The organism is Pseudomonas sp. P97.38, from assembly GCF_001269745.1.
Classification (GTDB): Bacteria; Pseudomonadota; Gammaproteobacteria; order Pseudomonadales; family Pseudomonadaceae; genus Aquipseudomonas; species Aquipseudomonas chlororaphis_E.
Window position 1 is genome coordinate 435944 of the sequence record NZ_LHVJ01000024.1, and the last position, 12442, is coordinate 448385.

Genomic DNA, 12442 nt, shown 5'->3' on the forward strand with positions numbered 1-12442 from the left:
GACAGATCAACATTGATCCAGACGCAATGCTAGCAGATCACCCCCCGGCCGCTGGCGACTCGTCCAACAAGGTCAGCTCACCGTCGCGGTATACCACCTCCCGCCCGAGCCACGTGGCATCCACCTGAGGCAGTACCGCCGAAGGCTTGCGCAGTTCGCGCAACAAGGTCGAACCGTGGGACAGGCGACCGCCCATGCGCGCGATCACGGCCCGGGCACGCTGATAGTGCGCGTGGCGACCGGGGTCCAGGGTGTCTTCCAGCAGGATGTCCGCGCCCAGGATGCCTTGTGCCTGGCCCGGGTAGATCAGGAAGCCCGCTGCCTGCTCGGTGCCCTCGCGACCGTCCTGCCAAAAACTGCCGTCACGACTGCGAATGTCCGGGTGCGGCGCGAACCAATGGGCGCGGTCAGCCAGCGGCATGGCGTGGTGCAGGCGAAAGAACATTCGCATCAGGTTGTCGCGGTACCATTCGCGCACTTGCAGATAGTAGCCACGCAACCCCGGCAGCCCCGCCGAATGCGCCAGGCGTACGGGCAGGGACCAATGGGGAAAGGCTTGCAAGGGCAACTCGGTCGGGGCCGGACGCGGGGTGGCCGGGTCGGTTTCCCAGGGCAACCGATGCGGGGCGGATTCGAGGTTGTCATAGGCGGTGGGTGGCCGGCCGAGCCAGGCGCCACCGCTGCTGGCCAATGCCGTGGCGATGCACAGGTTGCCCTGCACCACGAACACATAGAAGCGGGTGAACCAATCGGCCAGTGACTGACCTCCGGCGCCCTGCCCGGCCAGTTGCGCAAGCTCATGATCGAAACGGCGCAAACCGGCTTCGAGCGTCAACAGGTGCCCACGGGCCATGTGCTGCATGCGCAGGAACAACGGCACTGATCGGACCAGGCGCAACGGTCGCCAGGACAACCGCGGGGTCGCCCCGCCGACCTCCCCCGCGTAGCTGCTGGAGCGGATGCCCCAGTCGGCGAGCCGGGCGAGAAACAAGTCGTTGTTGATGTACGACGCGCCGCCAAACACGGCCGTGAAAGGCTCGTTGTCTTGCAACACCCGTGCATCCCAGCGCGCCATGATCGCCGGGATGCTCGCCGCCGCACGGCGCTGGGCATACTCCACCAACACACTGGGTTGGGGCGGCAGAATTTCGGCGATGTTGGCCGCGGTCAGGTGCCGACGCCAGCCGTAATCACTGATCGGGCGGTACTGCAACAGCCAGAGTTGCTGGCCGTCCCAGGCCCATTCGATGTCACCGGGCACGTAATGGAAAACCCGCAGCACACCTTGCAGGAAGCGCCACAACTGGTCCGCGTCCAGACCGTGAGTGGGTTCGAACGCACCGCAGTTCCAGGCCGCTCCCAGGCGGGAAATGACCGCGCGCCGGGGGCTTGCGTGGCCATCGGCCAACGACTCGAGGTGCCCCTCGACCCACTCCAGCTCGACCGCCAGGTGACGCACGAAAGCGATTCCGGACAGCTGCGGCGTGATGAAGCGTTGCACCACCACTTCCTCGACGCCCATCGCCGTCAACTCAGCGATGCGCCCCGGCACCTGGCTCGCCGGCTCGCGCAGGAACGTACTGCTCAGGCCGGCGTTCGCCGCATCGGCTTGATCCTCGCCATAACTGGACGAGCGGACCGCCCACGTGGCGTGCGCTTGGCTGGCCAGAAACGCCGGCAGGCGCGGGTCGTGGCACTCATTGAGGGTCAGCGCCGGCGGCACCGCTTGCCCGGCCAACGCAGCCAGGCGCAAACGCCCGCCCTTGGTGTGCGCGACAAACCCACGCGCGCCCGACTCCAGCCAGGCGGCGAAATCGGCCGGCGCGTCGATCCAGGGGTAATGGCCCCAGCCTGGCTTCAGGCTGATGGTCAGGTCGGCGCGGGCGAGAATCGCCGACCAGGCCGCCGCCTGCTCGACACCCAGCATGTTGTCCTGGTCGCCCCAGACCAACTCGACCGGGTCGGTGATCCATTCCAGCAGCGGCAACGCGGTGTCCGCCCGCACCAGGTCCCAGTGCGGCACGAAGGCACGGCAGCGGGCGTAGCCAGCGCCCATGCGTAGGTATTGCGCAGGCGTCCAGGGCCGGTTGGAGAATTTGCGTGCAAACAGCGTCGGTTTGTTCGCCAGCAACCAATGGATGGTTTTGCGCACCGGCAATGGCGACATCAGTGCCGGCAGGCGCCGTTGCCACAGGAACGCCCCCACCGGCGCCAGCAATACGCTGCGCTGGAAGTGCCCGGGCTGACGTTGCAAGGCGTGCAGCACCAACAACGCATTCACCCCGACCGCGGTGATCGCGCTGCCCCTGGCCGTCATCGCCAACAAAGCCTCGGCGTAGGCGGCCAGGTCTTCGCAGGGCGCCTGTGGGTTGTCACCGAAACCGGGCAACTCCAGCGGCACCACCTGGTAGTGCGCAAAATACGGGAGCACGTCATCCCACCAATCGGCGGCGCTGCCGTTGCCCGCCAGCAGGTACATCAACGGTTTGCCTGCCGATGCCAGATCAACCATGGCGGGCCTCCCGGGCTGCACAGCCGTTGCCGTCGTGGCGATAGAGCCAGAGCAACGGCGGCAGCAGCAGAAGCAATGCCACGCCATCGAGCCACAGGTGCGACCACATCCGCGCCTGGGCGGAGATCAACATGTCCTGGGGCGCCCAGAGCAGGATGCCGGCGATGATCCAGCCCCAGGGCGCGGCGCGTTTCATTCGATGGCCGATGTGCACCAGGGCGAGCATGTACAGGGCATAGCTCTGCAACGTTGCGCCGAACAACGCCAGCCACCAGACCTGCTGCGCCCTGGCCGCCGCAGGCGCCGCGTCAGAGGCCCAGAACGCTTGTTCGAGGGTGAGCAAATAGTCATCGAACACGCCCGAATGCCCGGCCCAACTCAGCATGAAACCGGCGAGCAGATGCAACAGCGCCAAGGCATACAGCCAGGCGATCAGGGCTTTGCGAAGGGTGTGGCGAGGGCTTGGCATTCCGTGTCCCGAAGGCGTGCTTGAGGGCTGCAAGTCTAAAGGAAAAGGCCGCGGCTTTACCCGGCCGACGGGGTGCGGCCGATAAATAAACCTGTGCGAAGGCGGTCGCCCAAGCCCGGAATGCTTATCCGAACAGCTCGCCAGCACCGCTCAACGCTGCATCCCCCAACGCTTGACCGTCACCCGTTCCAAGCTGTCGAAGACCAGGTTTTCCACCAGCAAGCCAATCAGGATCACCACCGCCAGCCCGGCGAAGACCTTGTCGGTGTACAGCTCGTTGCGGTTCTGGAAGATGTACCAGCCCAGACCGCCCTTGCCGCTGGTGGCGCCGAACACCAGTTCGGCGGCAATCAGCGTGCGCCAGGCAAAGGCCCAACCAATCTTCAGCCCGGCGAGAATCGACGGCAGCGCCGCCGGAATCAGGATGAACAGCACGAAGCGCAAACCCTTGAGCCCATAGTTGCGCCCGGCCATGCGCAAGGTGTCGGACACCCCGAGAAAGCCTGCGTACATGTTCACCGCCAACGCCCACAGCACCGAGTGCACCAGGACGAAAATCAGGCTGTTCTGCCCCAGGCCAAACCACAGCAACGCCAACGGCAACAAGGCAATGGCCGGCAGCGGGTTGAACATCGACGTCAACGTACTGAGCAGGTCGCGGCCCAATTGAGTCGACACCGCCAGGGTGGTCAGGCCGAACGCCAGGACAATGCCCAGTAGATAGCCCTTGAGCAGCACCACCAGGGAAATCCAGACCTTGCCCAGCAGCTCGCCGCTGACCAGGCCCCCGTACAGCGCGCTGGCGGTTTGCAGGAACCCCGGCAGCAGCAGGTCGTTGTTCTGGTAGCGGGCCACGCTTTCCCAGAGCACCGCCAGCAACAGCAAAATCAGGCTTTTGCGCAACCACCCCTGCTGCCAGAGGCGCTGCCTCAACGGCAAGGCCCGCTCCAGCGGGATGTGGGTCAAGGGTTGCAGGTCGACTTCGTATTCTTCGCGCACAGGCGATAGATGGTTCATGGACGCTTCCCTCAGTACGCGATGCGAATGTCGGCGAAATCCAGCTCACGCTCGGTCTGCGGCGACTGGCCCGGTTCGAACAACAGCGAGTGGATCCGCCGCGCCGTGTGCTGGAACGCCCCACCCCCGAGGCTGTGCAGGTCGTACTGATGGCTGTGGATTTCTGCCCGTACGCGGCCCGGATGGGGCGACAACAACAGGATCCGGTTGCCCACCACCAGCGCTTCCTCGATCGAATGGGTAACGAACAGCAGGGTGAAACGCACCTCTTCCCAGAGCAGCAGCAATTCTTCCTGCATCTTGCGTCGGGTCAGGGCATCGAGGGCGGCGAAGGGCTCGTCCATCAGCAGGATTTTCGGTTGCATCGCCAATGCCCGGGCAATGGCGACCCGGGCTTTCATGCCCCCGGACAACGTATGTGGGTAGGCATCGGCGAATGCCGCCAGCCCGACCTTGTCCAGATAGTGCAACGCTCGCTCCTCGGCCTCGCGGCGCTTGAGGGTGTGGGACGCCAGCAACGCGAACATCACGTTCTGCTTGACGGTTTTCCACGGCGGCAACTGGTCGAACTCCTGAAACACCACAATTCGATCCGGCCCCGGAGCACTGACGCGCTGGCCCTGCAAGCGAATCTCGCCCTCGCAAGGCGCGATGAAGCCGCCGACGGCCTTGAGCAGCGTGGACTTGCCGCAACCGGACGGGCCGAGCAGGACAAACCGGTCCGCCGGATCGACCTCGAAACTCACCTGGTGCGTCGCCCGCACCACCCGTTGCGGCGTGCGGTATTCGAGGCTGACGCTGTTCACCGAGAGCAATGCCGCGTCGGTGCGACTGGGGTTGCTGGCCGCGTGGCCTTGCAGGGGGGCGTTCATGACCATCAACTCCCTTGCAACGGCTGGGCGTCCTGGAAGAAGTAGTCTTCCCACGACGCCGGCTTGTGCTTGATCGCGCCGACACGGTAGAGGAACTCCGCCAGCGGGTAGGTGTTCTTCGGCGTGACGGTGAATTCGATCTGCGGATTCTCGATGATCTTCAGCAACGTGGCCCGGTCGATCTTGGCCTGGGTGACGCGCAGATACGTATCCGCCGCCCCCTCTTTATCCTTCTGGGCGAACGCCGCCGCTTCCGTCAGGGCCTGGATAAACGCCTTGTAGGTCTTGGGGTTTTCATCGCGGAATTTTTCCGTGGCGAACAGCACGGTGGGCGAGTTCGGCCCGAGCACATCATAGGAATTGAGCACCACGTGAACGTTGGGGTTCTGCAGGGCCTGGTCCTGGAACGGCGGGTTGGAGAAGTGCCCGGTCAGTTCCGTCCCGCCGGCAATCAGCGCCGCCGTGGCGTCCGGGTGCGGCACGGCCAGGGTGTACTTGTCGAGGCGATTGAACTCCTTGTCGCCCCATTGCTTGGCGGCGGCGTATTGCAGGAAGCGCGACTGCACCGACACCCCCACCGCCGGCACCGCGATGCGGTCGTGCTCGGTGAAGTCGGCGATGGTCTTGACCTTGGGGTTGTTGCTCAACAGGTAATAGGGAAAGTTGCCCAGCGAAGCCACGGCCTTGACGTTCTGCTTGCCGCGCGTGCGGTCCCAGATCGTCAGCAGCGGCCCGACGCCAGCCCCGGCGATGTCGATGGAGCCCGACAGCAACGCGTCGTTGACCGCCGCGCCGCCGGACAACTGGGTCCAATCGACCTTGATGTCGAGGCCTTCCTGCTTGCCGTACTTCTCGATCAACTGCTGATCGCGGACCACGTTCAGCAGCAGGTAAACGATGCCGAATTGCTCGGCGATGCGAATCTCGCCCTCGGCCTGGGCGCTGGCGGGCGCCACCAGGCTGCCGGCCAGCAGGCTGAAACCCAGGCCGATGGCGGCGGCCAGCGGTGCAAAGGCAATGCGTTTGGACATGGTGATTCTCCGGGCTGTTTGCGCGAGGCGCGGCCGATCAGAAAGGGGCATCGCCCTGGATGGTGGTGCGGTACAACTTGCGACGCAGGTGACTCGGGCAACCGGCAGCCAGGTGGATCAGCGAGCGGTTGTCCCAGAACACCAGGTCATGGGGCTGCCATTGGTGGCGATAGATGTTCTGGGGCCGCACGCTGTGGGCATACAGTTCGGCCAGCAGCGCGGCGCTTTCATCCTCCGGCAGGCCGACGATGCGGGTGGTGAAGCCCTCGCTGACGAACAGTGCCTTGCGCCCGGTTTCCGGGTGGGTGCGTACGATGGGGTGCACCACTTCGGTGACCTGGGCCAGTTGCTCCGGGGTGAGAGTCGGGCGCCAGTTGCCTTCGAATTTGTTCTCGCTATAGCGCGCCGTGTAGGAGTGCGCCGCCGAACGGCCTTCCACGACCTTGCGCAAGGCCTCGGGCAAGCCCTCCCAGGCTTTGTGCATGTCGGCGAACAATGTGTCGCCACCCTCGCTCGGCAATTCCTGGGCATGCAGCATCGAGCCCAGGCTGGGCAGTTCTTTATAGGAGAGGTCGGAATGCCAGAACTTGCCGGCATCGCCGAGGCCGATGGATTGGCCGTTTTCGATGATGTTGGAGACGATCAGGATTTCCGGGTGCCCGGCCAGTAAAAACTGCTTGAGCACATGGATCTGCAGCACGCCAAAGCGACGGCTGAAGGCGATGTGTTGTTCGGGGGTGATGTGCTGGTCGCGAAACACCACCACGTGGTGATCCAGGTGGGCGCGATGGATGCGGGCAAAGTCGCGGTCGTTGAGCGGCCGGGACAGGTCCAGGCCGACGATTTCGGCACCGACGCTGTCGCCGAACGGGCGGATGTCGAAGGCCTGCGGCGCGATGTCGGCGGCACTTGAAGCAAGGTGATCCGGAGAATAGGAAACGGCTGGCATACATCACTCCCACGCACAGCGCGCTTCAATGGCGCGCGTCGATCAAAACTCACGGCGTTGCCGTGTCGGTTCGTGTCGTGCGGCGTGCCGATTGGTCGGCAGGTACGCAGGGGAGTGACTTTATAGCTATAAGAATTGAAATTTAAATACCGTTAACGAATAACGATATGGAGTTTTGGCAGGGGTCTGGTGGGGCGGGAGGCCCCCTTTCCACAGGACGTCAGTGTGCAAGCCGTGGCGAGGGAGCTTGCTCCCGCTGGGGCGCGCAGCGGCCCTGAACAGCGATGAGCGCTTCGCACTCAAGCGGGAGCAAGCTCCCTCGCCACAAGGGCCTCAAGCTCTCAGCTCTCAGCTCTCAGCTCTCAGCTCTCAGCTCTCAGCTCTCAGCTCTCAAGCCTCAAGCCTCAAGCCTCAAGCCTCAAGCCTCAAGCCTCAAGCCTCAAGTCGCTAGGGTCAGGGCGCCTATCGCTCGTGCAACGCCTCGGCCCGGGCCTTGATGATGGGCTTGAGCAGGTAGCTGAGCACGGTTTTCTTGCCGGTGATGATATCCACCGAGGCCACCATGCCGGGGATGATCAGCAGGGGCTTTTCATCGGTGCCCAGGTGGCTGCGCTCGGTGCGCAGCTTGATGATGTAGTAGGTGGTTTTCTTGTCTTCATCGGTGATGGTGTCGGCACCGATCTGTTCCAGCTTGGCTTTCAGCCCACCGTAGATGGTGTAGTCGTAGGCGGTGAATTTCACCGTGGCGTCCTGGCCGGGGTGCAGGAAGGCGATGTCCTGGGGGCGGATTTTCGCTTCCACCAGGATGGTGTCGTCCAGCGGCACGATTTCCACCAGGTCGCTGCCGGGCTGGATCACCCCACCGATGGTGTTCACCAGCATCTTGTTGACGATGCCCCGCACAGGCGAGGTGACCAGGGTCCGACTGACCCGGTCCTCCAGTGCCTTGCCGGTGGCCTGGGCCTTGTTCAGGTCGGTGCGCGCCTCGTTGAGCTGGGTCAGGGCCTCACTGCGGAATTTGCCGCGGGTCTCGTCGATCTTGCGCTGCACTTCCTTGATCGCCGATTCGGCGCGAGGGATCGCCAGCGTCGTCGCGTCCAGTTGCCCACGGGTTTCGACTTCCGCACGCTTGAGCCGCAGCACTTCCACCGGAGAGACAGCGCCCTGGGCCACCAGCGGCTCGGACATGTTGATTTCCTGGCGTTGCAGCGCCAGGCCGGAGCGGTACTGGGCCTGCTTGGACACGAACTCGCGCAGCTCCTGTTGGCGCTGGACCAGCTGTTCCTGCAAGCCGCCGATCTCGTCGTGCAACTGCTGGCGCCGGCTGATGTACAGCGACTCCTCGCTGGCGGCTTGGCCGGGCACGGCCTTGAGCACATCGGCCGGGAAATTCAGCGGTCGGTCTTCGACTTCGGCGCTCAAGCGCTCGACCCGCAGCAGCATGGACAAGCGATCGGCCTCGGTTTCCCCGACGTTGGAGACAAACCGTGTGTCATCCAGGCGAATCAACGGCGCGCCGGCCTCGACGATCTGCCCCTCCTTGACGAACAGCTCGGCGACGATACCGCCCTCCAGGTTCTGGATTTTCTGGATCTTGGACGACGGAATCGCCTTGCCATCGCCCTTGGTCACCTCGTCGAGCACGGCGAAGTTGGCCCACACCATCAGGAACACGAAGAAGCCGATGATCCCCCAGATCGTCAGGCGCACCACCCGCGGGGCGTCTTCGATCAGGGCCTTGTTGACCTCCGGCAGAGGCTGGCCCTGCAACGAGGCCGAGCCTTTGAAGTAACGACCGACAGATTCCTTGAAACCCGATTTAAGCAACACTGATCTGCCCCTTCTTCAACGCTTCCATCACGACCGCTTTCGGGCCGTCGGCCAGGATCTGCCCGCGATCGATCACCAGCAGGCGATCCACCAGCGACAGCAGCGATGCCCGGTGCGTGACCAGCAGCACCGTCTTGTTTTCCACCACGGCGGACAGGCGCTGCTTGAGGCGTTCTTCACCGGTGTTGTCCATGGCACTGGTGGGTTCGTCCAACAGCAGGATGGGCGGGTTGAGCAGCAGCGCCCGAGCCAGGGCAACGTTCTGGCGCTGGCCGCCGGACAGGTTCTGCCCGCGCTCACCCACTTGCAGCTCGTAGCCTTGCGGATGCAGGCGCGCGAACTCGTGCACGCCCGCCAGCTCGGCGGCCTGCAGCACCAGCTCGTCTTCCACGTAGCGGGCGCCGGAGGTCATGTTGTCGCGCAGGGTGCCGGCCAGCAACTGGATGTCCTGGGGTACGTAGCCGACGTTGTAGCGCAGTTCACTGACGTCGATCTGGCGGATGTCCACGCCGTCCACCAGCAACGCGCCGGCATCGGGCTGGTACAGGCCCACCAGCAACTTCGCCAGGGAGCTCTTGCCCGAGCCGCTGCGGCCGATGATGCCGATCTTCTCGCCCGGCTTGATCACCAGGTTGATGTTCTTCAGCGCCGGGTTCTGCTGGTTCGGGTAGGTGAAGTCCAGTTGGCGGCATTCGATGGCGCCCTGCAGGACCTTGCGGCTCAGCGGCCGCTCTTCGAAATTGCGCTCCTGGGGCAGCTCCATCATCTGGTCGACCGAGGTCATGGTGACCCGCGCCTGCTGGTAGCGGGTCAGCAGGCCCGACAACGACGCCAGCGGGCTGAGGGCGCGGCCGCTGAGCATGTAGCAGGCGATCAGGCCGCCCATGCTCAGATTGCCGGCGATGATCTGGTAGACGCCGAAGATGATCATGATCACACCGGCCAGTTGCTGGATCAGCAAGGTGATGTTCATCGCCAGGCCGGACAGCATCTTCACCCGCAGTTCGAGGCGGCTCAGGGTTCCGATGGTCTGTTCCCACTGGTACTGGCGCTCGCTCTCGGCGTTGTTGACCTTCACGGCGTCCAGGCCGGCCAGGGTTTCGATCAGGCTAGACTGACGCTCGGCGCCCAGGGCCATGGTCCGCTCCATGGTCGCCACCAGCGGCTTCTGCAACGCGTAGCCGATCAACAGGGCAATCGGGAACGCCAGGACCGGAATCCACACCAGGTGCCCGCCGAGGATCGCGATCACCAGGAAGATCAGCAGCGTGAACGGCAAATCGATCACGCTGGTCAGCGTCAGCGACGCCAGGAAGTCCCGCAGGCTCTGGAACTCATGGATGTTCTGGGCAAAGCTGCCGACGCGCGCCGGACGAAATTTCATGGCCATGCCGACGATACGCTCGAACAGCGTGGCCGAGATGATCAGGTCGGTTTTCTTGCCGGCCAGGTCCAGGCACAAACTGCGCAGCATCTTGAGGATCAGGTCGAACAGATAGGCGCCGGTGATACCCACGGCCAGTACCCACAGGGTCGATTCGGCCTGGTTCGGCACGACGCGGTCGTAGACGTTCATCACGAACAGCGGCGCGGCCATGGCAATGATGTTGATCAGCAGGCTGGCGGCGATAGCATCGGCGTACAGCCAGCGGGATCGCTTGAGGGTGTCGCGAAACCAGGAACGCGCCCGAGGGATCAGCGTGCCGTGGTTCACGTCAAATTTATGTTGCGGCTGCGCGAAGAAGACCTTGCCGCTGTAGTCGTCCGCCAGCAGTTCGCGGCTGATGGTCACTTCGCCGCCATCGCTTTCGCTGAGCAGCAAGCGCGCCTGGTCATCACCGACCCAGCCCAGCAGCACGGCACTTCGACCGTCCTTGAGCAACAACAGGGCCGGCATGGCAATGGTCGGAATCTGGTCGAGCTTGCGTTGCAGCACCCGCCCTTGCAGACCGGCACGGGCCGCCGCGCGCGACAATAATTCGACGCTCAACCGCTGCTTGGGCAACGGCAAGCCGGTGGTGAGCATCGCCGCGCTGGCCGGCTTCTGGTGGAGCATGCAAAGCGCCAGCAGACCGTCCAGCAACGGGTCATCGTGCAGCGTGCGCGGATCATGGCTGAGTTCGACTCGACTGACTTCTGATTCCACGCTCGGCACTCTTGCTGGTTAAAACGGATGGGGAGCTTAATTCATCCCAGGCAACTGGACCTTGGGTTTCACGTCGTTCTGCACAACCGATGCCAACGGCGCGACGACCCCCTGACTTTTGAGCAACTGGCCCATGGTCGCCTTGATCCGGTACTGGGTGAACAGCTGCACGTTCTTGATTTCCACCAGGCGCCGGGAGGCGGTGAACAGCTCGTTTTCGCTGTCGAGCAAGTCGAGCAGGGTCCGCTCACCGAGGCTGAACTGCTTCTGATAGGCCGTGCGCACGCTGGTGCTGCGGTCCACGTACTGCTGGGCGATCGGCACCTGGGCATTGGCGTTGTTCATGGCGTTCCAGGCCAGGCCCAACTCTTCGTTGAGCTGGCGCAGGGCGTTGTTGCGGATGTCCAGGGCCTGGTTGGACAGGTACGACTTGGATTCCAGGTCAGCCTTGTTGCTGCCGCCGGCATACAGGTTGAAGCGCATGCGCAGCATGGCCTGCCATTCATTGTTGTGGCCGTTCTGGCCGTCCAGGTCGTTGTCGGCGGTGCGGCCCAGCTCTGCATCGAAGCGAGGGTAGAAGCTCGACTTGGCGGCTTCGTACTGCTTCTCGGTGGCAACGATGTCCGCCTCGGCCGAACGCAGCACCGGGCTGTTTTCCAACATCTGATTGCGGGCTTCGTTGAGGTTGGCCGGCAGCAGCGCCATAAAATCGGCGGGGCGTTCCAGTTGGTCGGGCAGTTGGCCCACGGCGCTGAGGTAGTTGGTCTCGGCATCGGCCAGGTTGGTCTGCTCGGTGATCAGGTTGTTGCGCGCCTGGGCCATGCGCGCTTCCGCCTGGTCGAGGTCGGCGCCACTGCCTACGCCACGGCTGGTGCGCAGCTTGATCTGGTCGAAGATGCGCTCATGGCTCTTGAGGTTTTCCTCGGCCAGGCGCACGAATTCGCGGCGGGTCAGCACGTCCAGGTACACCTGGGCGACGGTCAGGCCGGTGCGCTCGGAGGTGTCCAGCAGCGAATACGCGCGGGCGTTGACGGTGGCTTGTTGACGCCCCACTTCGCTGGACGTCGCAAAACCGTCAAAAACCATTTGCGTCAGGCGCAGGCTCGACTCGCTACGGTTCAGGGTTTCCCAGTGATTGTTGCTGCCCGAGCGGGTGGTGACGCTGTCGGTGCCTTCGCGACCGTACCCGGCTGCAAGGTCCACTCTAGGCAGGTAGCCGCCCTTGGCCGCCTTGAGTTGATAGTCCGCCGCAAGACGACTGTTAACGCCAGCCTGAATTTCAGGATGAACATCCAGCGCCTGTTGCATGGCCTGCGGCAAGGTTTGTGCTTGTACGAAACTGGCGGCGAGGGCGAAGGGTAAAGCCTTGAACAGAGGCGAACGCATGGTGGGATTTTTCCTGAAACTCTTGTCGTGGATCACAGCGAAACGTGGCGCTGCATCGGATGATGGCAACCGGAATGACCGTATGTCGGAAAGTTCGAAACAGGAAACGAATCGTGCACCGAATTAACAGGTCGCCGCTTAAATATCAATGTGACATTACCGAAGCGATTGTTTAGGATGGCCGGCATAAGGTCAATAGTTTGGCATAAACAAAAAGCTCGAAAAAACCA

General features: G+C 63.6%; 9 protein-coding genes. All 9 read right to left on the bottom strand.

Going from position 1 to position 12442, the window contains the following annotated elements:
- Positions 1-37: 37 nt before the first annotated feature.
- The 9 genes from AD664_RS19880 to AD664_RS19920 all read right to left on the bottom strand — a co-directional run bounded on the left by AD664_RS19880 (position 38) and on the right by AD664_RS19920 (position 12212).
- The gene (locus AD664_RS19880; protein WP_053148943.1) at positions 38-2512 is read right to left on the bottom strand and encodes an alpha/beta hydrolase; all 2475 of its coding nucleotides are present in this window, start codon (positions 2510-2512) and stop codon (positions 38-40) included.
- The gene (locus AD664_RS19885) at positions 2505-2981 is read right to left on the bottom strand and encodes a hypothetical protein (RefSeq protein ID WP_042729573.1); all 477 of its coding nucleotides are present in this window, start codon (positions 2979-2981) and stop codon (positions 2505-2507) included. The genes AD664_RS19880 and AD664_RS19885 overlap by 8 nt, the downstream gene beginning before the upstream one ends.
- Before the next feature lie 150 nt (positions 2982-3131).
- Positions 3132-3998 (bottom strand): ABC transporter permease, encoded by an 867-nt coding sequence (locus tag AD664_RS19890; RefSeq protein WP_042729574.1) that lies wholly within the window; start codon positions 3996-3998, stop codon positions 3132-3134.
- An 11-nt stretch (positions 3999-4009) separates the two neighbouring features.
- Positions 4010-4870 (bottom strand): ABC transporter ATP-binding protein, encoded by an 861-nt coding sequence (locus AD664_RS19895; protein WP_053149083.1) that lies wholly within the window; start codon positions 4868-4870, stop codon positions 4010-4012.
- A 5-nt stretch (positions 4871-4875) separates the two neighbouring features.
- Entirely contained in the window at positions 4876-5901 is a 1026-nt protein-coding gene (locus AD664_RS19900; protein WP_047736247.1) for an ABC transporter substrate-binding protein, read from the bottom strand.
- A gap of 37 nt (positions 5902-5938) precedes the next feature.
- Positions 5939-6850, bottom strand: a complete 912-nt coding sequence (locus AD664_RS19905) for a TauD/TfdA family dioxygenase (protein ID WP_053148946.1) — start codon at positions 6848-6850, stop codon at positions 5939-5941.
- A 462-nt stretch (positions 6851-7312) separates the two neighbouring features.
- The gene (locus AD664_RS19910) at positions 7313-8680 is read right to left on the bottom strand and encodes an HlyD family type I secretion periplasmic adaptor subunit (protein ID WP_053148949.1); all 1368 of its coding nucleotides are present in this window, start codon (positions 8678-8680) and stop codon (positions 7313-7315) included.
- Positions 8670-10826: a type I secretion system permease/ATPase gene (locus AD664_RS19915; protein ID WP_053148952.1), complete on the bottom strand. Its 2157-nt coding sequence runs from the start codon at positions 10824-10826 to the stop codon at positions 8670-8672. Before AD664_RS19915 ends, AD664_RS19910 begins: the two co-directional genes overlap by 11 nt.
- A gap of 36 nt (positions 10827-10862) precedes the next feature.
- The gene (locus tag AD664_RS19920) at positions 10863-12212 is read right to left on the bottom strand and encodes a TolC family outer membrane protein (RefSeq protein WP_047736250.1); all 1350 of its coding nucleotides are present in this window, start codon (positions 12210-12212) and stop codon (positions 10863-10865) included.
- Positions 12213-12442 lie beyond the last annotated feature (230 nt).